Source organism: Microvirga yunnanensis (assembly GCF_025460875.1).
Genome location: NZ_JAMXFI010000030.1, coordinates 46,784 through 68,747 on the forward strand (window position 1 = coordinate 46,784; position 21,964 = coordinate 68,747).

The following is a 21,964-nucleotide window of genomic DNA, read 5'->3' on the forward strand; positions in this document are numbered from 1 at the left end:
TCTCGAGGAAGCGGGGTGTGTTGGACACCCCGCATTTTTCTTTACTGCGCGGTTGGAATCGGCATCGGTGTGACGGTGCTGGTCCCTTCCGTGGGTGGAACGCCAAACCATTTCTGGTGGATCTTGGCCAGTGTCCCGTCTTTCTTCATGGCAGACACCGCCTCGTTGATCTCCGGCAGCAGCTTCGAATTCTTCTGCGCCATCATCGCGAAGCGCTCGCCCGTGGGGATTCGAACGAGTAACTTCAAGCCAGGCATTTTGGTCATCGCGTACTGGAATCCGGCAAGCTCACCGGCCCCGCCTTCCACGCGGCCATTCTGCACATCAAGCATCAGGTCCTGCTGGGCGTTATAGCTCTTGATCTCCGCGATGCCGTAGCGTTGGGCGTTCTCCTTGGCCCACTTCTCGCCTGTGGTCCCCGAAACGACGCCAATCGTCTTGCCCTTGAGATCTTCGAGCTTGGACACCGCCGAGCCAGCGCGGCCTAAGATTGTGCCGTCGCTGTCATAATATGGCTGGGTAAAGGATTGGCTCTTCAGGCGATCATTGTTGACCGAGATCGACGACACAGCGAAGTCGATGCGCCCAGACGCCGTTGCTGCAAAGAGTGCTTGGAAGCCAAGGTCCTGGAACTCGACCGTGCGCCCGACCCGCTTGGCCGCTTCGGTCGCCACATCGATCTCGAATCCCTCAAACGCACCACTCGGCGTCTTAAACTCCCATGGGGGGTTTGCCGGATAGGCACCCACGACAATAGCACTCTGAGCCAGAACCGGTGAGGCCGCAGCTAACAATAGCGCGGCAATCAGAGATCCCAATGTTTCACGCCGACAAATCATCATGATCATCCCTCTGTCTATTGCTTGCAGAGCAGGTGCACCCCCGTCTCTGACACGCATTTCATATGTTATTTTATGTCAGCTGGGCAGCTGAAAGTTTTCTTATCACTCTGGACCCTTGGATTCTCTCTTGCTGGTGAAAAGATATTTTAAGCTTAAAGCTCCCACAGCTTCGCAGCGCCGCCAAGCGGATTCTTTGAGGTCACGTAAGCCTGAGTTGCCAGCTTGCTGCCCAAGGTTTTGTGCCCTATTAGAAGCAGATGATGAAGCGACTTGTCTCTCACCGGCCGCAGGCTATCGAACTTTGGCTGACGGCCACGGCGGCTTCGGCGGCGATTGCCATAATCAGCCTGTGCGCTCAGTTGCCGTAGGAAGGCTCCTCAACTGTCTTGCCATGCGGGGATCACGGTATTCCGATCGGCCATTGATCAAGCTGTTGATAGCTCCCGCAGGTGTGGAACTCTTCTGAGCCCTCATCGTGTTGCTCTCTGGTCCTGTACCAGATGTCTGAGCCATGCCTGAGATCAGTGAGCCGTCACCACAAACCCGAACTACCCTGTTCAAACTCCAGGCGCGGCAATGCCGCTTCATCGTCTCGGACGATCAGTCCAAAGCACTCTTCTGCGGAGGAGAGACGCAGGAGGGATCCAGTTGGTGTCCTTGGCACAGGCGGCTGGTCTACACGCGGTCGCCCATGGCCGGACCCAGTGCCGGAAAACACCCTGGGTAAGAACTGGGAACTGCCATTCCTCAGCAGATCAGTCCTCAGAGAGGTCTCTGCTGGGTAGAACAGCCTGAACCTGCGGAAATCGCCGTAGACAACTGCATTGCCAGCTTAAGCCTATTGGCCCCACGTTCACTTAGCCTGCATGTTGATCATGCGTTACGCGCATAGGCCGGTTTAGGAAATTTCATTTTAAATTTTTGGCTACTTTGAAAATTTCGTTGCGGCAGGACGCATCTCTACCCTGCGGCGTCGTTCCCTTCAGAGGGAGTGTCCTCTGTAACTCAGGTCGCTGGCGACAGCGGCCTTTTTCTTGACCACCAGACCAGCCCAGAGAGCTATGATGACGGGCAAGACCATCACCCGGGCGGTTTACGAGAAGGTCGGCGTCTCACAGGCAGAGTCGTCGCGTCTGGTCGAGCAGGTTCTTCAGGAGGTGAGCGTCACCCTTGTGACAGGGGAGAGCGTGAAGCTGTCGGGCTTCGGCATCTTCAGCGTGCGCCGGAAGGGCAGGCGGATGGGACGCAATCCCAAGACTAATCAAGACTAATATGGAGGTGCCCATCGAGCCCTGCCGGTCTCTGACCTTCAGCTCCTCGCCCCTTCTGCGGATCTGTGTGAATGGCGGCACATCCGAGCCCCACTCAAGGCGGAGCCGGAAGGAGCCTCGTGTGCCGGCCGGATCGCGAATGGAATGAAAAACCATGTCTGATTTTTACCGGATCAAGCGCCTTCCGCCCTACGTCTTCGAGCAGGTCAACCGCATCAAGGCCGCCGCTCGGGCCAATGGCGCGGACATCATCGACCTCGGGATGGGCAATCCGGACCTTCAGGCTCCCCAGCACGTCATCGACAAGCTCGTCGAAACCGTCGGCAAGCCGCGCACCGACCGCTACTCCGCCTCCAATGGCATCGGCGGCCTGTGCCGCGCCCAAGCCGGGTACTACGAGCGGCGCTTCGGCGTGAAGCTCAATCCCGACACCCAGGTGGTGGCGACGCTCGGCTCCAAGGAGGGCTTCGCCAACATGGCCCAGGCCATCACCGAGCCGGGCGACGTGATTCTGGTGCCGAACCCGAGCTATCCGATCCATGCCTTCGGCTTCCTGATGGCCGGCGGCGTGATCCGGTCGGTTCCGGCCGAGCCGACCCCCGAATTCTTCGTCGCAGCGGAGCGCGCCGTCGCCCACTCGATCCCCAAGCCCGTGGCGCTCGTGGTCTGCTATCCGTCGAACCCGACCGCCTATGTGGCCTCCCTCGACTTCTACCGGGACCTCGTGGCCTTCGCGAAGAAGCATGAGCTGATCCTGCTGTCGGACCTCGCCTATTCGGAGGTGTATTTCGACGAGTCGAACCCGCCGCCCTCGATCCTGCAGGTGCCCGGTGCCATCGACGTGGCGGTGGAGTTCACCTCCATGTCCAAGACCTTCTCCATGGCCGGCTGGCGCATCGGCTTCGCGGTGGGCAATGAGCGTCTCCTGGCGGCCCTCGCCCGCGTGAAATCCCATCTCGATTACGGCGCTTTCACGCCGGTGCAGGTGGCGGCCACCGCCGCCCTGAACGGGCCGGACGACTGCATCCGCGAGATGCGCGCGACCTACAAGCGCCGCCGGGACGTGATGGTCGAGTCCTTCGCGAAGGCGGGCTGGCCCGTGCCGGTGCCTACCGCTTCCATGTTCGCCTGGGTGCAGATCCCCGAGAAATTCCGCTCGATAGGCAGCCTGGAATTCTCCAAGCTCCTGGTGGAGAAGGCCGACGTGGCGGTGGCCCCCGGGATCGGCTTCGGCGAGCACGGCGACGACTACGTGCGCATTGCCCTTGTGGAAAACGAGCAGCGCGTCCGTCAGGCCGCCCGCAACATCCGCAAGTTCTTCGACCATGCGGACCAGACGCTCCACAACGTGGTGCCCCGACCGGTACAGGCACAGTAGGTTTGTCATTCTCATGGCCTGAATTGCCGGGAGCGTACCAGGAGCGTAAGGGAGCACTTGCGCTGCATCGATCAAGCAGGAAGGTGTTTCTCCCGTGCAAGGCTACATCCGGAAGATCTTGACAGCTCGGGTCTATGATGTGGCGATTGAGAGCCCACTCGATCCCATGCCGCGCCTGTCGCAGCGCCTGAAATGCCCTGTTCGGCTCAAGCGCGAGGATCTTCAGCCAGTATTTTCGTTCAAACTCCGTGGAGCCTACACCAAAATGGCGGGCCTGCCGCGGGAGGCGCTTGAGCGCGGCGTGATCTGCGCCTCGGCCGGCAACCATGCCCAGGGTGTTGCTCTCGCGGCTCAGAGATTGGGCGCCAAGGCCACCATCGTGATGCCGCGCACCACGCCCGCGATCAAAGTGCAGGCGGTGAAAGGGCAGGGCGGTCGCGTGGTGCTCCACGGCGAGAGCTTCGACGAGGCTTATATCCATGCGCGTCAGCTCGAGACGGAGAAAGGCCTGACCTTCGTTCACCCCTATGACGATCCCGATGTCATCGCTGGGCAGGGGACCGTCGGCATGGAGATCCTGCGCCAGCATCCCGATCCGCTCGAGGCGGTGTTCGTGCCGATCGGGGGAGGGGGACTGGCGGCGGGCGTTGCCGTCTATACCAAGTTCCTGCGCCCCGAGGTGAAGGTGATCGGGGTTGAGCCAGAGGATGCCGCCAGCATGGCCGGCGCCCTTGCCGCCGGTGAGCGCATCATCCTGAACCAGGTTGGGCTGTTTGCCGATGGTGTCGCCGTGCGCCAAGCGGGTGAGGAAACGTTTCGCCTGTGCCGCGAACTGCTCGACGAGGTGATCACCGTCAGCACGGACGAAATCTGCGCCGCCGTGAAGGACATCTTCGAGGACACGCGCGCCATCGCTGAGCCATCTGGAGCCGTCAGTCTTGCTGGCCTGAAGCGGTATGTGGAGCGGGAAGGAGCGCGGCCGCAGGGGCTGGTGGCGATCAACAGCGGCGCCAACATGAACTTCGACCGGCTCCGCCACATCGCCGAGCGCGCCGAGATCGGCGAGCACCGCGAGGCCTTGCTGGCGGTCACGATCCCGGAGCAGCCCGGCAGCTACCGCCGCTTCATTCAGCTGCTCGGCAAGCGCTCGATCACCGAGTTCAACTACCGCTATTCGGATCCCCAGGCGGCGCAGATCTTTGTCGGTGTCCAGCTCTCGGAGGGTGATCCCGAGAAGCACCAGATCATCAGCATGCTGCGGGAGCAGGGCTATCCCGTGCTCGACATGAGCGACAACGAGATGGCCAAACTGCATGTGCGCTACATGGTCGGCGGGAGCACCCCTGGCCTTGAGGATGAGCTGGTCTTCCGCTTCCAGTTCCCGGAGCGGCCCGGTGCGCTGCTCAAGTTCCTCAACGGGCTGTCCGGCAGCTGGAACATCTCCCTGTTCCACTACCGCAACCATGGCGCTGACTACGGACGGGTGCTGGCCGGCATCCAGGTTCCAGCCGCAGAGCGGGCGCAGCTTAAACACAGTCTGGATGAGCTGGGCTACCCGTACTGGGACGAGAGCGACAATCCGGCCTATCGCAGCTTCCTGAGCAGTGATGGCATAAGACACAACACGCCCTCGGCTGGCCTGCTGTGACCCGCACGATACAGCCAAAGTCCTGCCGATGCGGCATCATCGGCCTGTGTGGGCCTGTAGCTCAATGGTTAGAGCCGGCCGCTCATAACGGTCTGGTTGGGGGTTCAAGTCCCTCCAGGCCCACCACATATCAAGCCAGCCCAGCAAGGGCGTGTTGCCCATTACAGACCTCAATCCTGCACACCCGAACCGACCCGTCTCATGATGACCGATCCCTCTCCCTCTCAGGATGTCAATCTCGTCGACCATCAGGGCTATCGCATCCGCCTCTGCTCGAGCGGCCTGGACTGGATGGCTCTCGTGGAATGGCCCGACCGGCAGCCCACCCTGATGATGGCCCCGGAGCGGGAGACGGTCCTGGCCAAGGCCCGTGAGTGGATCGATCACCAGTTGGCCTCTGATGGGATCCCGCAATGACCTACAGCCTGATCCAGCTGGCGCCTGGCGCCTATGACCTTCTCCTCGGCGACACCATCGTGGCCAGCGTGGTCAGGAGCGGCCTGCGCCAGCCTTACACCTGGACCGCCGAGCTGCTAGAGGAACTGCCCAAGACCGAGCGGCCCGCACCATTCCGGGAAATTGAGCACAGTTTCCCGTCCTTGGAGGAGCTGTGCACCTGGCTCGGCCAATCCGCCGTGAAGACCAACAACCGAGGCACCGCGTCTCAGGGTGACTGAGAGAGAAGCGCCCCGGCCAAGGCGCTGTCTGAAACCGCAACCGGGGCGCTAGTGTGCCAAGGGAATGACGCACAGCTTGAATGTACGTCATCCTGAGCCAACGGCAATGCTGCTCTCAAAGGCCGGTGGATCAGGAGCATCAAGACCCGCCCTGTGACCTGCCGGCTACAGACATCAGCGCCGAAATCGGACACATAGCGTCGCCGAGCGACACGATTGGATCGCCCCCTCCACCATTTTCCAGAACCTGCCGAGTTCATCGAGGTCTTCATCATGCCGCCGACAGAGGTTGCAGCGCCTGTCTTTGCTCCGACACATGCCCCGACATTCACACAAGCCGCTGCGCGGTTTGTCGCTTCCTTTGCCGCCCTGATCGGCCTCAGCCTGCTGCTGGCCGCGCTCTAAGGCCACATTGTTCGGCACCTGTGCTCGTTGCGATACAGCCAAAGCGCTGGACATCAGACATATTGGTCGCATCCTTGAAGGAACGGCTGGGGGGCCGCTTTTCCCTGGGAGGGAAGCGCCTCTGCTACGCACAGGACGCTTCTCTTTGCCAGGGCGGGCAAGGTGCCATAGATTTCCGGATATGCTCAAAGGTTGCAGCGAGGTCAGATTGACACTGTCAGGTAAGGCTTTGCTGCCATTCGTCGTTCCAGCACATCCGTCAACGTGATTTCCAGCCCAAAGTCATTGATCAGATGAAGCGTCATCAAAAGTCTTTTTCTGTCGAAATCAAGAAATCCCGCCTTTCAGATCCGCGTCACCACCTTCCGCCGCGGCGCCTGTTCGCCCTGCCGCCGGATGAGCCCTCAGCCTCGATCCAGAAGACAGAACCTCCAACGGTCGTTGGACCTCTGGCGGGCCCTCGTATTCTGCCGAGCGTCGTCGAGTCTTTTCCCAGCAATCTTGAGCCAGTTGAGCCTGTGCGTCGCAAGCGGTCCTCCAGGCCAAAGGCTGGCAGGGTGCAGATCGAACTCGATCTGCACGCAGCCGCCGAGGGGGAAGCGGGCGAAGGCTCATTCCATGCGTCACCGATTGCAGAGGCTAGGCCTCAGACCGGCGTGATTTCTCCTGCCGAGGAGAACGCAACTCTTGTCCAGGCAACTCAGCTCCAGGACATGGAAAGTCGGAAGGTGAACGCACGGGTGCGGCGAACGAAGCCCTCTGACATTGCCGAGCCAGTGGAGGCACCACAAACCGGGGGACAGCTGATCCCTAATCCTGAAGCGGGTGGCCTGATCGCCGCTTCGGATATCGTGACATCATCGAAAGCGATACCTGCCAAACGGACCAGGCATCAAGCCGCCGCTAAACTTCCGCGCAGCGAGCGCTGGAAACGGCGCCTCCATCCCGCCGCTTGGTGAGGCTGGCAGAAACCGCAGCAAGATTGACCCGCCTGCCAATTCAACGGCCTGGGAAGCTGCTCTATGTCCGGGACAATCGTGGCGTCAGATCTTCCACCCAGAACATGGAACTGGTCATCAACCTGTTGATCTGGGATCAGCCGCCAAGTGTGAGAGCTATACCTGAGATCACCGAGCCATCATCGCAACAGACCTGGACGACCCCATCCAATCTCCGGACACGGCAATGCCGCTTTATTGCCTCCGATGAACAGTCAGAGGCGACCTTCTCAAGACTTTTCCCGGTGGGGTAAAGGGGGCCATCCCGCGGTTTGGTCTTAATGCGGTATGATTCCGGCGCGCCCGCGTTAGCCATTGATGGACAGCGATGCGTTGATGACATCCTGCAGCTTCCTGATCCGGGCGAGGACTTCGTCGAACAGCAGTGGGGCCATGTAGCGATAGTCGGCGGGTAGATCCTTGATCCGCACTCGGCTGGCATGAGCTGCAAGGTGCCCGGTTGCGCGGTGTCGTAGCTTGCCCAGCCTGACTGAAAGAAAATGAACTTGTGCTTTGATACATGTTCTAGAAGCACAAAATCAGTTGCGGCGGCTTTACCCTCGTTAGTGTTGAGGAGCATGGCCAGATCATAATAGTGCCGCGAGAAAAATTGAGGTGTGGGCGGCTCGGCCATCTGATGGGCCCCAGCACGCAGCGCTGGATTTTTCTATGAGAAAATCGAAACCATTTTCTTGTGGTTGGAAAATCGCGCCCAGTTGTACGCCGAAAATCGGGACGATTTTCGTTGTCCCTTCAAAATACCAAAAATGACATATGCCGACGAGCATCGAAACGGGTGTTCGAAAATTGCCACGCTGGTTTGCTGCTAACATTCAGGATACGCATTTGAGGGGTGATAATTTCAGGCTTCCGATGAACCTCATTAGGGCGGCACAGGTGGTATATCTGGCATTTCCGGCTCTAAGGTATTGATTGCATTACTGGCTTGGGTGTACCGGAAGATTGCACCGGGGAGTACCTAATAATAAAACCGGCACAGTCGAACTGGCACGAGCATCGGACACCCGGCACAAATCCCGGAACAGTGAGCTAAACCCCAGCAGCGAAACAAGAATTATATATATTCTAGAATAATAATATATATTTCGTCTTCCTCTGGCACCTTGGTCGGCACGGGGCTATATCATGGACCAGTCACTGCTTTTTGCGTTATGTGCCACTGCGGTGGATCCAGACGTGACATCTGAGTGTCGGCAATCAACGCACTGCTTTTTTCGAACCAACCCAGATTTCCCACAACCCTCATTGTTAGCCCGCCACAGCAGATGGTGCTGAAGCGATTGGCCCATATGCCAGAAGGCTAACCTTTATCGTGAGTTAGCTGACTCAGCGGCTCAAGAAACTGATGCATTTGAGCTGAGAAACTCCTGGTTCTTAGATGACGAAGAAATCTTTGTAGGTCATCGCAAGCCCCTTCTTGAGTTGGGCGAACTCGATAGCCTGCCCTGCGCCTGAGCCATCGATATCGTAGGACAGAACACCAGTCTTCTTGTTGTAAATGACGTAATCGTCCTTGTCCTTAGCCTTGTCGAGAGCGAAGAACTTGCTCGACAGCAGCTTCGACTTCGTCGGCGAGCCGGAACCCAGCTTTTTAAAGATGGCATTCTCCAGGTAGAGGCTGTCGTCCTTCACCGAGAAGTCCTTGATGGCATCGAAGTTGACCGTGCGGTCTGTCTTAGACGTCCCAAGCTTGGTCGAGAACACAAAAGCGTCTTTACCAGAGCCGCCCGTCAGGTTGTCGTTGCCGAGCCCACCGTTCACCTGGTCGGCGCCCGCGCTGCCGTTGATGGTGTTCTTGCCCTTATTGCCAACGATGATGTTGTTGAGTGCATTGCCTATGAGCGAGATGTTTCCACTGCCCCCTGCGACCAGATTGTACGATCCTTCGGGCAGCGTGGCGCTCACCGCCGTTGTCACTGTTACTGAGGGTTGAGGCGTCTCCACAGGAGGATCAGGAAGCGTCACCACGGGCGGATTAAGAGGCGTGACCACGGGGGGATTGGGAGGCGCCACAACAGAAGGGTCAGGATCCAGCGGCGGCGGGTCGTCGACGTCCTGAACCACAATGGTCAATTCCTGGTCGAACTCTGCGCCTGCTTGGTCTTTGACGCGCACTTTGATCTGGTGGCTTTGAGCTTGCTCAAAGTCCAGTAGAGCGCCATTCGCAACCTGGAGCTGGTCGCCGGAAATCCTAAACCGACCACCACCATCGTTGATCAGTTCATACGTGAGGTGTTCACCATAATTCGGATCAATGGCTGACACGGTTCCGATATATGTATGAGCCGGCGAGTTCTCAGAAATCGTATGACTGCTAAGCGTGACCTCCTTCGGTGCTGCGTTGAACTCAAAGCGTTGCTGGAAGACTTCACTGTAGGTCCCTTCTTGCTTGCCGACCCAGGTTACAACCCAGCTTCCATCCGCAAGAGCGGTGAGCTGAGAGAAGCGGCCTTGGGAACCGTCGTTATATGAAGTGACGGGCTGATCAGAAGAGAAAATTGAGAGCCCGTTCTTGTCAAACGCTTGTTGGTAAACTTGGACGTCTGATCCGACGCCATAAACATCCCAAGAGACAACCCATCCGCCGTTCGGCAGGAAGGTCATACGCTCATTCAGGAGCGTACCTGATGTCGATTGATTGACCCTAACTGGGGTCTGATCAATCAGGCTCCCGTGGTCATCATAGCGTTGCAGGTAGATATCCCATCCGGTGTGGGAAGCGTTATTGAGTTTGTACAGCCTGAGCTGCCCTCCACCGGGCATATCGTAGAAACTTGAGTCTCGTTCCATAACAACTTGTTCGGAAGTGGCAGGAGAACCACTCCTCAGATAGCGTTGCTCGTAAAAGTTCCTCGCACCTGTGTGGTAGTCCTCCCAACTCACTACCCACCCGCCATCAGCGGTAGCTTCCACCTTCGGGATTTGCTGGTTCTGAGCAGTGATTCTGTTGACCAGCATATCGTTCAGGTAAACAGTTCGGCCATCCTTCGTGTAGTGCTGCTGATAGATGTCGTACCCGGTCCCATCACCATTCCAGGCCGCCCATGTCACAATCCAGCCGCCATCGGCTAGACCCACCACGTCGGAGGATGTCTGGTTCCCGGAAGTCGCCATGTGGACCCGCTGATCCAGTTCAGAAAGAGCGTGGCCGTCTTTGTCATAGCGTCGCTGGTAAATTCCGCGCCCGACGAAGCCTTGGAAATTGTCAGCTTCCCAAGTCACGATCCAGCCACCATCAGCCAAGACGGCAATACTCTGCTGTGTGTCGTTTCTTGAGTTCACGGAGTTTACCTGAACTCTATCTCCAATCTTGATTGGCCCAGCAGACATAATTGCCCCGTTTGGCGAATTTGGCTCAACAGACTTTTGTGCTGACAAATGATCCAGCAGCTTTCCACGAATCATGCTGCTAAATGCGATACTCTACCTTGAGGAAGAGGTGTCAGGACTATCTTCCAGATACCACAACGATTGTGGAACTACGCCCACTTTTTCCTATGTTTATCGCATTTGCGTCAATTGGGCGCGACTATCTATGTCGAACGGGTGCGAGACGGCCTAAAACGAAGCTTGGCTGAAAGGTTCCGCATTGTCGGAGCCCAACGTCTTTTGCGATCCGCGCGGGGACACTGGCCATGCCGGCCTTCAAGGTGCCCAGGATCCTATCGACGACCGCGAGCGCCTCATCGACCTGCATAAGCTGGCTCTCGTGCTCAGCGCCGCGCAGTTCGATCTCGCGGGCTCTTGCGTAGAAGACGCGGCTGGCGGCCGCGCTCCGAGGAGCTCGCCGCGCCTCGTCTTTGAGCAAGTGGCTGTAGCCGCGAACAGCGGACACTAGCGGGACGTGGTCGCGTCCGCGCTTGTCGATGTAGCCGGTTTAATCAACTGGCGGACCCGCTCAGAGCCGGAACTGTCGCGAACCCATAACTCAGTTCGGTCGATGTCTCCGACCAACTCCGGAGGTCTATAATGTTCAAAGGCCGCCATTCCGACCGCTCGGTTATCCTGCGGTGTGTTCGGTGGTATCTCGCTTACGGCCTGAGCCTCCGGAACTTGGAAGAGATGATGGCCGAGCGTGGCATCTCGGTCGAGCACGCGACCATTCACAGATGGACTGTGCGCTACTCGCCCGAACTGCTCGAGCTGTTCAATCGGCGCAAGAGAGCCGTCGCCGGGAGGTGGCACATGGACGAGACGTACATCAAAGTCCGCGGGCGTTGGATGTATCTCTATCGCGCGGTCGACAGCATCAGCGATAAGGTTGGGTTCTGGTTCAGCGAGCGCCGCAACCTCACGGCCGCCAAGCCGTTCTTCCGCAAGGCCCTTAAGCGACATGGTCGGTCCGAGCGGATTGTCATCGACGGCAGCTCGAGTCAATTCGGATCCGGCAGAGTCGATACCTGAATAATCACATCAAGCAGGACCATCGGGCCATCAAACGCCGTGTACGCCCGATGCTTGGATTCAAGTCAATCGACAGCGCTCGCGTCGTGTTGAGCGGCATCGAGATGGTTCACATGATGCGCAAAGGACGGGCAAAGTATGCCTGCAAGTCTCAACCGTCCCTCGCTGAGCAGTTCGAGCGGCTCGCCGGATAAGCGGTTACAAGCCACTCTTGCATCGTTCTGTCGGTACCCAGAATTTGCGACAACGCCGTGAAAAATGCTCATGGGCCGCTCCCCAAAACGAAACGCCCCAGCCGGGGAGGCGACTGCTCCTCGGCTGGGGCATGCGGTGCCTGAGCGCACTGCATCGGGCTGCTACGCAACATGCCCGGTGGCCCTTGCATAGAACGGCTAAGGTTTAAGGTCCGGTTCCGGCGCCTATATGACGTAGAAGTCCTTGTTAGTCATCGCAAGGTTCTTTGAGATCGTTGAAAAGGCTACCGCTGCACCTTTTCCAGAGCCGTCAGCATCATAGTACAGAACGCCGCTGTCCTTGTCGTAGATGATCCGGTCATCCTTGTCGTGTGCCTTGCCGGTGGTGTTGGTCCAGAAGGCAGATGACTTGAGGGTGCCGTTCGCACCGACCTTTGTGAACACGGCATTGTCCAGGCGGACAGTGTCATCGACGACCTTGAAGTCCTTGATCGCATCCTTGTTCGTGTATTTGTTTGCCTTGGTGTTGAACACAAACGCATCCTTGCCGGTCCCGCCGTAAAGGGCATCGTTCCCGTTGCCTCCGAACAGGTAGTCGTTACCACCCTGTCCATAGAGCTTGTCGTTGCCGTCATAGCCCTTGAGGGTGTTGCTGCCCGAGGTTCCGTACAAGGTATCGTTGCCAGAATAGACCTCTTCGGGCGTTGGAGGCGGGGGAGGGTTAGCTGGCAGCAAGCTAGAAAGGCTGAACGTCCCATTGTCGAAGTAGAACGCCTCAACACCCGATATGATGTCAGTGCCCCATCCACCCGTCAGGTCCGTGACTGTGACGGAGCCATCATAGTTTAGCGAAAAGGTGTAGTTGGTGCTGAAGCCACCGAAACTCGCAGTGTCGTACCCATCACCGCCGTTAATTACGTCATTTCCTGCTCCGCCGCCGAGGGTATCATTCCCTTCATCTCCGAAGAGAATGTCATTGCCTCCGTAGCCCATGGTCAGATCGTCACCAAAGCCTCCACGAATAACGTCATTATAATCATTGCCGTGGAACTCGTCGCTTTGGGCGTTCAGGCGCACAAGCCACGATCCGCTCTGAAGATCGGACGCGGTGGTGTGGAGATTTACGCCACCCATCGTTACAACGGCTTCGCCATTTTTGAAAAACAAAGCGTCGTATATGATGTAGTTCGTACTGTCTGACCAATAATTGACCCCGTATGAGTCAATCCAAGGACTTCCGTACACATTCCAAATAGCTTGACCGCTCTGATCGTATATCAGTTCTTCTGTGATACTTGGGTCAGATTGGACGAAGCTGAAGCCGGAGTCCCCGGTCGCGGACATGTTGAAGCCTTGCCCGAAACTGTTCGAGACACTGAAATACGCCATGTTGTGCTGCCCCACCTCAAATCAGCACCGCCGGATTAGCCCATCGCGGTGCGGTCCCTCAGCTATTTCAAGGAATAATAATCGTCAAGCGGACTATTGTCGCACTTGCTGTAGGTATTTGCCTATATCTTAACCGTAAGAAACTTTGCGTTATCCCCCACAGTCAAGTCTTTAGCTTAGCCTGAGGTAACCTGAGACAGATTACTGAAACTATCCAAGCAAACTCACAGGACCACCGTTGCATTAACCTTGGCGGTTTAGAGGTAGGCGGCCACCTAAGGAGCCGCCCTGTTGTCTCTGTTCAAGCGCCGTCGCTTTCCGGCTGAGATCATCCTCCTGTGCGTGCGCTCCACGATCTCCCGCTGGGTTCAGCGCTACGCCCCGTAGATTGAGAAGCGGGTTCACCCGTACCAGGGACCTCGCTCGGGCTCATGGCACGTCGGCGGGACTTATGTGCGGGCGGCAGGAAATGGAAGTACCTGTTCCAGACTATCAACAAATTGGCTAACTGATCGCCGCTGAGCCACTGTCCTCCGCTCTTCGGCTCCCGCGGCAGCAGTGGGATCACGCACCAGGTCAACGGCGCGTCTGGCTCGACCTTCGACGGGGCAATCTACTTCCCCGCGTCGGGGGTGGAATATTCCGGCCGCAGCGGTTCCACGGGGGGATGCACGCAGATCATCGGCAGCACCGTGACATTCACCGGCAACTCCGATGTCCGATCGGACTGCATAGCCAAGGGGGCGCGGGCGATCGTGACGGACCGATCAATCAAGATCGTCGAGTGACGGGCACCGATCGTAACGACCGATGGCCGGATGCCTTAAGGCGCGGCCGCTCTGGTCGCCTGCAATGCCTTAACCCATCAGCCCGAATGGCTGGCCGAGCCGGGCACACGTAAATAGGCGTCATCAACGAGGACGAACGGTTCGGCCTCTGGAGGATGACAGAAATGACCAAGCTTCTCGCCCGCTTCCGCAAAGACCAGTCCGGCGCCACTGCGATCGAATACGGCCTCATTGCCGGCCTCATCGCTGTTGCGATTGTCACCGCCGCTGGCAACGTCGGCACTAACCTGTCCGGCACCTTCAACACGATTGTCGAAAAGCTGCCTGGCTAACCCCGGAGAAAGCTCCTGGCCGGCCATTGCTGTGCTGGCCCGACTTGAGTGACCAGGCCGCTGCCAACAGCGGCCTTTTTCATGAGGTGGCAACGGGAATATTAATCCCAGTCTCCGTCGTTAATCCTATTGAATAGGAACTTTCCAAGCGAACAACAGTTAAGCCGCAAGAGGTAGCCACAAAGGAGTAGATACTGACTGTCGAGCCCAATTTGGGGAGGAGCCCTTATGCGTCGTCGTTTTCACACTTCGAGCTGCCACGGCACGCCCTCCAAACCAGAGGGGGCGAAGGCCGCAGTCAGAGTCACGGACACTTGGCCAAGCGAAGGCGTCGCAAACCAAGCTTGGCGCAAGTGGCGGCTCACCGTCGTCGCGCCGCTCGGATAACATGAGCGGCAAACGCGCATGACTGAACTGTCACCACTCGCTCCGGCCCGAACCTCCAAGGCCCTCGTACTGGTGGTGCTCGTCGCTCTACTGATGCTCGGGGTTCTCGCCGCCCAATTCATTCAGATCCTCTCCGAAGCCGAGCGCATGACCGAGTTCCGAGAGCGGCTGGACCAGTCTGTCGAAACGCGGGCGAATCTCCGCAATATCTTCTCCACGCTTCAGGATGCCATCGCGGGTGAGCGAGGGTTCGCCCTAACCGGTGACCCCGAGTTCCTCGGCCCCTACGAGACCGCGGCCCGACGGCTCCCAGCACTTTTCGATGACCTACGCGACCTGACCGAAGGCACGCCCCGGCATCCGGACGCCGTACGCCTTGAAGAACTCGGCCGTACCGAGCTCTCCGTCCTTGCCCGAACCATTGATGCATCCCGGCAATCCGGACTGGCCACCGCCGTGGAGATTGTCCGCGACAAGCGCAGTCAACAGCAGATGGATCAGATCCGGACCGTCGTCGAGAGGTTGGTCGAGGCCGAGACCCGCGATGTGGCACACTACTCCGCAGCCTTCCGGCAGCAGGTCGCCCGGTTCGAGAGGATAGGCCTTGGATTGGCCGGGGCCATCACACTGGTGGTACTCGCCGCGGCGGCGGCGGCATGCTGGTATATTGTCCACCGGTCCCGCTCAGAGGCGGAGCTCGGGCAGGCACGGGGGCGGGCGGAGGCCGCCAGCCGGGCCAAGACCGATTTCCTGGCTTCGATGAGCCATGAGATTCGGACCCCGCTCAATGGCATCATCGGCTACACCGATCTGCTGATGGACCAGGACCTCAGATCAGAGCAACGCCGTATAGTCGAGCGGATTCAGTTCGCCGGTGCCTCGCTCCTGACCGTCGTCAACGACATCCTCGACTTCTCCAAGATCGAAGCGAACCAGATTACGCTACAGCCGCGTCCATTCTCGCTGAAGGCACTGCTCGACAACACCATCTCGATCGTGGCTGAATTTGCAGAGCGGAAGGGGCTCATCCTGGAGGTCGACACGGATCCGCAACTATCCAAGGTCCTCATTGGCGACGAGGCGCGGCTGCGGCAGGTTCTGCTTAACCTGCTCAACAACGCGGTCAAGTTCACCCGGATCGGCAGTGTCAGGCTTGAGGTCCGCTGTCGATCCTCCGAGAGTTGCGACACGATACGGTTCGCGGTCAGCGATACAGGCGATGGCATCCGACGCGACCTGCACCAGAACCTTTTCCAGCGCTTCTATCAGGTAAACCAATCGAGCACCCGCGAGTTCGGCGGGACAGGCTTGGGATTGGCAATCTCGAAGAAGCTAGTTCAGCTCATGGGCGGCGAGATCGGGGTAGAAAGTGAGGAAGGGAAAGGATCAACCTTCTGGTTCTGGGTTCCGCTCTCGCGCGCGGACGATGGTGCTATCGCCCGCCAGCACGCGGCGTCGATCCCGCAAACCGGAGTCACCGGACGGATTCTCTTGGTTGAGGATCTTGAACACAACCGGGATCTCGCCCGCGCGATCCTGGTTGCCGCTGGCCATGACGTCGATGCCGCTGAGAACGGTGCCGAGGCTGTGCAGGCCGTGCAGGCGACCCTCTATAACCTCGTATTAATGGACATTCAGATGCCCGTTATGGACGGGATCACGGCCACGCAGAAAATCCGGGAATTGTCACACCCATGCAATGCGATCCCGATCATCGCCATGACGGCCAACGTCTTGCCGCAGCAGGTAAAGGAGTTCGGCGAGGCGGGCATGAACGACCATGTCGGCAAACCGTTTAAGCGGGCGGAGCTGCTCCGGAAGGTGAACGTCTGGCTCCAAAGGGCGGGCGCGGACCAGCAGCCCGGACAGGCTCCGGCGGCCCCAGCTGAAGCTGCGCTGTCTGACGAGGATCCAGACGTAAATGCCCTGCTCGACGAGTTATGCGAGTTCATGGGACGCGATTGGGTCGCAAGCGGCCTGTGGAAACTCAAGAAGGAGATCACTGAAACCTTCGGGAGCGAGACTGACGTCTTGGCGGATCCGCAGGCGCTCGCCCGGCGCGCGCACCAACTCGTCTCACACGCGGCGATGCTCGGTTTCCCGGACCTCTCCCGGCTGTGCAGCGAACTCGAGGAGGCCTGTAGGAGCGGCCAAGATGTGCCGCTGCAGTTCCGGCAGGCGCAGGCTGCGGCTCAGATGGCAGACGAACGGGCGAACAAAGGCCTCGCCCGCATCGAAGCCAGCGCCGCCGGGGTGGTCTAGCTATGGCAGAGCAGCGTCGTTCGAGCCCACGCATGCGCACCCTTCTGAAAGGAAGAGTCGTGTTCAACAACCGCTTCTCACTGATTGAGTGCATCGTGCGGGATCTCTCCGGCACTGGGGCCCGGATCGCTTTTGCACATCCAATCGACGTTCCGCGGGAGTTCGAGTTGGAGATTCCGAGCAAGAGCCTTTCCCTGTGGTCACGCGTGATATGGTCGAGCGGCAGGGAACACGGCGTCCGGTTTGATATTGCGTCTCTAAATCCGGCGGAGCCGCCGGCACAGCAGGCCGTGGAAACGCGAATCGAGACAATCCTGGATGAGGCCCGGCGCCGGATCGCCCGAGAGATGGATGTTCCCGTCGCGGCCATCAACCTGACGATTGCGATCGTTCCTAAGTGACTGGCTCAATGAACGATGAACAGTGAAGGGATGATCATGAACGCTGCTCCCCGTATCGCCCTAACGGCCGACGACGACGAGTTCTTCCGGGCGGGACTGAGGACCATTCTCGCTAAGCACCTCGGCTTTCCGGAGGTTATTGAGACGAGTTCGTTCGACGAAGCGCTCGAGTTGCTGGCGGCCCGCAACGACGTGGCCTTGGCGCTGTTCGATCTCCAGATGCCCGGGATGGACAGCCCAGGCAGCCTGCGAACTGTCCGCGAGTTCTTTCCCGAAACCCGCGTTGTCATGATCTCGGCATCGACAAGCCGCGAGGATGTTCTGATGGCGCTCGATGCTGGCGCCCACGGCTACATTGCTAAGGGGCTGTCAATGACCAAGATGGCATGCGCACTGGGGACGATCCTTGAGGGCAACATCTACATTCCGCCATCAACGTCCGAGATCCCATCCGATCCTGCGGCTCGATTCGTGTTGCAGGACCGCGCGGAGCGCAAGGACGGCGATATCAGCCTCCTCACGCCGCGGCAACGGCAGGTGCTCGAACTCCTAGTCCGGGGCAAGTCGAATAAGGAGATCGCGCGGATGCTCAATCTCAGCGACGGCACCGTGAAGGTTCACATGGCGGCCCTGTTCAAGAATTTGGGGGTGAACAGCCGCGCCGCGGCCGCAGCGATCGGGGGCCGTCATCTTCAACCGGAGGAGGGAGCGACCGGGACCTGACGGACCTCTGCCACTTCCGCGGCAGCAGACGGGCGGGTGCTCCACTGGTCGGTCACGACCTGTTGGACCAACGCCAGGAGGGCTGGAAACTGATACGGCTTCGGCAGGAAGCAACTGTTCGGCACCTGCTCCTCCCGCACCGCCCGTTCGCTGCTCGCATAGATCACCAGAAGCCCCGGACGCAGATCGCGACACTGTCGGGCAAGGGCCCATCCGTTGAGGCTACCTGGCATGTTGATATCGGTGAGAAGCAGATCAGAGGCGGCACCTCCGAGCAGGACCGTGAGCGCGTCATCGCCCGACGGGACGCCGATGACGGCATAGCCGCAGGCCCGCAGTTGTTGGCTCATGTACTCCCGCAGGTGCTCTGAATCCTCAGCGAAGAGGATCTGGATCGGCGAGGCGTTGGGGATGGCGTCAGGCATTGCGATCGCTTTCTGGTGCGCCGCGTAGGCGGCATTGATGGAGGTCAACATCGTCCAGCGTGCAGGTCAAATCCATTCGGGCAGGAGGGGTAACCCTTTGCCATACGCTTCTCGGAGCCCGACAGGCGATGGGTTAATGCATCTGGTCGAATGGCGCAGCGATTCCGGAGGGCGCAGATGACACGCATCCAGATGGTTTCGATTGAGCTGACCTGCATGACAGTATCTATTCTCGCGGCGCTTGCCGCCAGCCTCTGTTTCACAGCTGCCATGATCAGGGCGGGCGTGATGGATCTCCTGACCATGAAGATCCACAACGGCCTCGTCCTCGCCCTACTGCTTGCCTATGCGGTGCTCGCCCCGGCGGGAGGGCTCGGCCTCGCGGAGATCGGCTGTAGTGTCGCCGTGGCACTCATCATCCTCGCCGGAGCCTTCCTGTTTTTCACAATGGGCTGGATCGGCGGCGGCGATGCCAAGCTCGCTGCGGTGACTGCGCTCTGGCTCGGCACCGAGCACACGTCCGACTACATCCTCTACACGGCGCTGTTCGGCAGTGCCCTAACGGCGGCCCTGCTGGGCTTCCGCCGGCTCAACCTGCCGCCCCGCTGGCGCGACACGGCTTGGATCACCCGGCTTCACCACCCACGAACTGGCGTGCCGTACGGTGCCGCTATGGCCTTGGCCGCGCTGTCCGTCTTTCCTCATACCGCCTGGTTGGCGGTCTTCGGATCTTAAGGGAGACCTGAACTGATGCTGCGAATTCTTATCCTCATCGGAGCGCTGGGCGCCGGCGGCGTGGCGGCATGGCTCGCCCTGGCAATGCAGCCCGAAACCCAGCCAGTCGCCGCAGTCGTAGAGACCTTGCCGGCACCGACCACCGACGTCCTTGTCGCATCCCTTGACCTCGCCCAGGGCCAGAAGCTCGGACCAGAGAGCCTGCGCTGGCAGCCCTGGCCGGAGGCGGCGCTGAACTCTGGCTTCATCACCCGTGCAACACGACCGGACGCGGTTGAGACTTTGGGCGGCTTGGTGGTGCGTGACCGCTTCGTCGCAGGCGACCCGATCCGCAACGAGAAACTGGCTAAAGAGGAAACCTCGATGCTGGCGGCGGGCCTGACCGCTGGCATGCGGGCTGTTGCGATTCGCATCTCGGCGGAGAGCTCGGCCGGCGGCCTCATCCTGCCCAATGATCGAGTCGATGTCGTCCATACTGCCTCCCGTGAGGGGCAGGACACGGTGAGCCGCACGATCCTCCGCAACGTGCGCGTGCTGGCGATCGACCAGAAGGTCGATGACGCCGCCCAAGCGCCTGACAAGGCCGCCGTGGTCGGGAAGACCGCCACGCTCGAGCTGGACCAGGTGCAAACGGAGACTATCACCGGTGCCCAGGCCTCGGGAGCCCTCTCGCTCGCGCTGCGCTCCGTCGAGGACAGAAACGAGGCCTCGGTTGTTGAACCGCAGAGCGTCACATCCGTGCGCATTCTCCGCGCCGGGCACAGCGAGACCGTGACCATCCGTTGACCCGGTCGGGATGAGGAGCGTCGTGGAGGAAAGCTAGATGGAGCAGCATGCAGACCCCGTGCCGGTCCCCCGTATCGCCATCGAGGCCTTCTGCGACAGCCCGGGTGTCGTGCAGTCGCTCGAGATGGCTGCCCGGGACCGACTCATGGCAAAGGCGCAGGTGAGTGTGACCGCCGGCGGGATCGCGACCGCCGTGCAGGCCTTTCAGGCCCGACCGACGCCGCCCCTGATCATCGTCGAGAGCGGGGAGGATGCTGATGCGCTTCCACCGTGGCTCGACCAACTCGCCGAGGTGTGCGACGCCGGGACGAAGGTTCTGGTGGTCGGTCATTCCAATGACATCGCGCTCTACCGCGAGCTTATCAAACGCGGGGTGAGCGAGTATGTCGTCGCGCCGGTCGAGCCGCGCGCGCTGATCGCCGCGATCACCGGGATCTATTCGGACGGGGGCGCGGGCACGCTCGGCCAAGTCCATGCCTTCGTTGGAGCCAGCGGCGGGGTCGGATCCTCGAGCATGGCCCACAACATTGGCTGGACAATCGGGCAGCGTTTCGGCGCGGAGGTAGTCTTGGCCGACATGGACCTGCCTTTCGGGACGGGTGGCCTCAACCTCAACCTCGATCCGGCGCAGGGCCTCGCCGAAGTTGTCCAGGACGTCAATCGCCTCGATCGAATGCTGCTCGACCGCCTGCTGACCCGGTATGACGATCACTTGAGCCTGCTGGCCGCGCCCGCACGGCTCGAGCAGACCTATGACCTGGGTGTGGAGCCCTTCGAGGCGCTGATCGATGTCGCACGCTCGAGCGTGTCCGTTCTGGTGCTGGACGTGCCCCATCTCTGGACGTCCTGGGTCCAACGGTCGCTCATTCTGGCAGATCAGGTGGTTATCACGGCGGTTCCGGACCTCGCCAACCTTCGGAATGCCAAGAACCTCGTCGGCTTTCTCCGACAAGCCAGGCTCAACGACTCTCCGCCGAAACTCGTCCTCAACCAAGTGGGTGTGCCGAAGCGCCCTGAGATCAAACCGCGCGACTTTGCCGACGCCCTGCAGCTTGAGTTTGAGGCGATTATCCCATTCGAGCCGAGCCTCTTCGGTAAAGCCGCCAACAACGGGCAGATGATCGCCCAGGTTTCGCCAAAGTCGGCGGTCGCAGAAACTTTTGTTGGAATCGCCCAGGCTGTCACTGGCCGCAAGGAACCCAAGCGCCGCAAGGAGGCGCTCGCCCTCGGGAGCCTGCTCAGAAAGCTTAAACAGAATCCCTAGGATGACCTGAACAAACTGGATGAGGTGGAGCAAATAATGATCGGCAAGCGATACCATTGGTTACCCAAGAATAAGGGCATGAGGATCCGCCTGCTCGCTCTTTGGCGTGATCGGCGTGGTGTCTCCGCCGTCGAATTTGCCCTGATCGCTCCAGTCCTGTTCACTGGCCTTGTCATCACCGCTGATATCGGTCTTGCTGTGACAGAGCGGATGACTCTCGATCACGTGTTGCGCGGCGCTGCCCAAAGCGCAATGGCTGACCAAGGACCGGACAAGGTCCAGAAGGCGCTCGAGCAGATCGCCGCGCGCAACTTTGCCGCGCCGGGAGAAACAACGGAAATCGCGGAGGAAAATGCCGTCACAGTGTCAGCGGTGCGCTTTTGTGCGTGCGCGGAGAACCTCTCAGCCCCTGTCGCCTGCTCCACCACCTGCCCCGGAGCGGCCTCGACGCTTGCCTATTATCGGATGGAGGCGAGGAAGGCCTATAACGGTATGCTCCTCCCGCGGATCGACTTCGACCTGACTCTTCAAGTGCAGGTCCGATGAGCCTTCACCGCAGCTTTTGCCGCCCGAAAGACGGCAGGCGCACCGGCCTAATCCATCCGCCCGAATGGAGCCGCAATCCCCATGGCAA

Annotated in this window: 22 protein-coding genes, 1 tRNA gene and 1 pseudogene; 18 read left to right on the forward strand and 6 right to left on the reverse strand. The window is 59.7% G+C overall.

Annotated elements, in window-relative coordinates; translation table 11 throughout:
* Positions 1-41: 41 nt before the first annotated feature.
* Positions 42-839, reverse strand: coding sequence for an ABC transporter substrate-binding protein (locus NF876_RS16520; RefSeq protein ID WP_262269902.1), 798 nt, complete (start codon positions 837-839; stop codon positions 42-44).
* A 514-nt stretch (positions 840-1,353) separates the two neighbouring features.
* On the opposite strand from NF876_RS16520, the gene NF876_RS43450 reads away from it, so the two are divergent.
* The 9 genes from NF876_RS43450 to NF876_RS16560 all read left to right on the forward strand — a co-directional run bounded on the left by NF876_RS43450 (position 1,354) and on the right by NF876_RS16560 (position 7,180).
* Positions 1,354-1,569: a GcrA family cell cycle regulator gene (locus NF876_RS43450; protein WP_373696672.1), complete on the forward strand. Its 216-nt coding sequence runs from the start codon at positions 1,354-1,356 to the stop codon at positions 1,567-1,569.
* A 337-nt stretch (positions 1,570-1,906) separates the two neighbouring features.
* Entirely contained in the window at positions 1,907-2,113 is a 207-nt protein-coding gene (locus NF876_RS43160; protein ID WP_315975047.1) for an HU family DNA-binding protein, read from the forward strand.
* A 154-nt stretch (positions 2,114-2,267) separates the two neighbouring features.
* Entirely contained in the window at positions 2,268-3,491 is a 1,224-nt protein-coding gene (locus NF876_RS16530; RefSeq protein ID WP_262269879.1) for an LL-diaminopimelate aminotransferase, read from the forward strand.
* 70 nt (positions 3,492-3,561) lie between these two features.
* Complete coding sequence (gene ilvA, locus NF876_RS16535; protein WP_262269903.1) at positions 3,562-5,139, forward strand: threonine ammonia-lyase, biosynthetic; 1,578 nt, start codon at positions 3,562-3,564, stop codon at positions 5,137-5,139.
* Between the two features lie 50 nt (positions 5,140-5,189).
* Positions 5,190-5,265, forward strand: a tRNA-Ile gene (locus NF876_RS16540).
* Positions 5,266-5,340: 75 nt separating this feature from the next.
* Complete coding sequence (locus tag NF876_RS16545) at positions 5,341-5,556, forward strand: hypothetical protein (RefSeq protein WP_262269880.1); 216 nt, start codon at positions 5,341-5,343, stop codon at positions 5,554-5,556.
* Positions 5,553-5,816 carry a hypothetical protein gene (locus NF876_RS16550; protein WP_262269881.1) on the forward strand — a complete coding sequence of 88 codons (264 nt, stop codon included), beginning with the start codon at positions 5,553-5,555 and terminating at the stop codon, positions 5,814-5,816. Before NF876_RS16545 ends, NF876_RS16550 begins: the two co-directional genes overlap by 4 nt.
* Before the next feature lie 216 nt (positions 5,817-6,032).
* A complete protein-coding gene (locus tag NF876_RS16555) occupies positions 6,033-6,221 on the forward strand; it encodes a hypothetical protein (protein ID WP_262269882.1) in 189 nt (62 codons plus the stop codon).
* A gap of 557 nt (positions 6,222-6,778) precedes the next feature.
* Positions 6,779-7,180: a hypothetical protein gene (locus tag NF876_RS16560; RefSeq protein WP_262269883.1), complete on the forward strand. Its 402-nt coding sequence runs from the start codon at positions 6,779-6,781 to the stop codon at positions 7,178-7,180.
* A 347-nt stretch (positions 7,181-7,527) separates the two neighbouring features.
* Here NF876_RS16560 and NF876_RS16565 read toward each other — a convergent pair whose 3' ends face one another.
* From NF876_RS16565 to NF876_RS16575, 3 genes are all read right to left on the reverse strand, one after another.
* Positions 7,528-7,650 carry a hypothetical protein gene (locus NF876_RS16565; RefSeq protein WP_262269884.1) on the reverse strand — a complete coding sequence of 41 codons (123 nt, stop codon included), beginning with the start codon at positions 7,648-7,650 and terminating at the stop codon, positions 7,528-7,530.
* A gap of 156 nt (positions 7,651-7,806) precedes the next feature.
* The gene (locus NF876_RS16570; protein ID WP_262269885.1) at positions 7,807-8,052 is read right to left on the reverse strand and encodes a hypothetical protein; all 246 of its coding nucleotides are present in this window, start codon (positions 8,050-8,052) and stop codon (positions 7,807-7,809) included.
* Positions 8,053-8,614: 562 nt separating this feature from the next.
* Positions 8,615-10,645 carry a cadherin domain-containing protein gene (locus NF876_RS16575; RefSeq protein ID WP_262269886.1) on the reverse strand — a complete coding sequence of 677 codons (2,031 nt, stop codon included), beginning with the start codon at positions 10,643-10,645 and terminating at the stop codon, positions 8,615-8,617.
* A gap of 564 nt (positions 10,646-11,209) precedes the next feature.
* On the opposite strand from NF876_RS16575, the pseudogene NF876_RS16580 reads away from it, so the two are divergent.
* Positions 11,210-11,838: pseudogene (locus NF876_RS16580) on the forward strand (IS6 family transposase).
* A 225-nt stretch (positions 11,839-12,063) separates the two neighbouring features.
* Here NF876_RS16580 and NF876_RS16585 read toward each other — a convergent pair.
* Positions 12,064-13,227 carry a calcium-binding protein gene (locus NF876_RS16585; RefSeq protein ID WP_262269887.1) on the reverse strand — a complete coding sequence of 388 codons (1,164 nt, stop codon included), beginning with the start codon at positions 13,225-13,227 and terminating at the stop codon, positions 12,064-12,066.
* Between the two features lie 952 nt (positions 13,228-14,179).
* On the opposite strand from NF876_RS16585, the gene NF876_RS16590 reads away from it, so the two are divergent.
* The 4 genes from NF876_RS16590 to NF876_RS16605 all read left to right on the forward strand — a co-directional run bounded on the left by NF876_RS16590 (position 14,180) and on the right by NF876_RS16605 (position 18,120).
* Complete coding sequence (locus NF876_RS16590) at positions 14,180-14,347, forward strand: Flp family type IVb pilin (RefSeq protein ID WP_262269888.1); 168 nt, start codon at positions 14,180-14,182, stop codon at positions 14,345-14,347.
* A 405-nt stretch (positions 14,348-14,752) separates the two neighbouring features.
* The gene (locus NF876_RS16595) at positions 14,753-16,996 is read left to right on the forward strand and encodes an ATP-binding protein (RefSeq protein ID WP_262269889.1); all 2,244 of its coding nucleotides are present in this window, start codon (positions 14,753-14,755) and stop codon (positions 16,994-16,996) included.
* Between the two features lie 2 nt (positions 16,997-16,998).
* Positions 16,999-17,397, forward strand: a complete 399-nt coding sequence (locus NF876_RS16600; protein WP_262269890.1) for a PilZ domain-containing protein — start codon at positions 16,999-17,001, stop codon at positions 17,395-17,397.
* Between the two features lie 36 nt (positions 17,398-17,433).
* Positions 17,434-18,120 carry a LuxR C-terminal-related transcriptional regulator gene (locus NF876_RS16605; RefSeq protein ID WP_262269891.1) on the forward strand — a complete coding sequence of 229 codons (687 nt, stop codon included), beginning with the start codon at positions 17,434-17,436 and terminating at the stop codon, positions 18,118-18,120.
* Here NF876_RS16605 and NF876_RS16610 read toward each other — a convergent pair.
* Complete coding sequence (locus NF876_RS16610) at positions 18,090-18,596, reverse strand: response regulator (protein WP_262269892.1); 507 nt, start codon at positions 18,594-18,596, stop codon at positions 18,090-18,092. The genes NF876_RS16605 and NF876_RS16610 overlap by 31 nt on opposite strands.
* Positions 18,597-18,722: 126 nt before the next feature.
* Here NF876_RS16610 and NF876_RS16615 point away from each other — a divergent pair, with 126 nt between their 5' ends.
* Genes NF876_RS16615 through NF876_RS16630 form a run of 4 tightly spaced genes read left to right on the forward strand, consistent with a single transcriptional unit; the run spans position 18,723 to position 21,876 of the window.
* Complete coding sequence (locus NF876_RS16615; protein ID WP_262269893.1) at positions 18,723-19,280, forward strand: A24 family peptidase; 558 nt, start codon at positions 18,723-18,725, stop codon at positions 19,278-19,280.
* 15 nt (positions 19,281-19,295) lie between these two features.
* Complete coding sequence (gene cpaB / locus NF876_RS16620) at positions 19,296-20,066, forward strand: Flp pilus assembly protein CpaB (RefSeq protein WP_262269894.1); 771 nt, start codon at positions 19,296-19,298, stop codon at positions 20,064-20,066.
* 37 nt (positions 20,067-20,103) lie between these two features.
* On the forward strand, positions 20,104-21,330 hold the full coding sequence (locus NF876_RS16625) for a CpaE/TadZ family protein (RefSeq protein ID WP_262269895.1): 1,227 nt from the start codon (positions 20,104-20,106) through the stop codon (positions 21,328-21,330).
* Between the two features lie 36 nt (positions 21,331-21,366).
* Complete coding sequence (locus tag NF876_RS16630) at positions 21,367-21,876, forward strand: TadE/TadG family type IV pilus assembly protein (RefSeq protein ID WP_262269896.1); 510 nt, start codon at positions 21,367-21,369, stop codon at positions 21,874-21,876.
* The last annotated feature ends 88 nt before the right edge of the window (positions 21,877-21,964 follow it).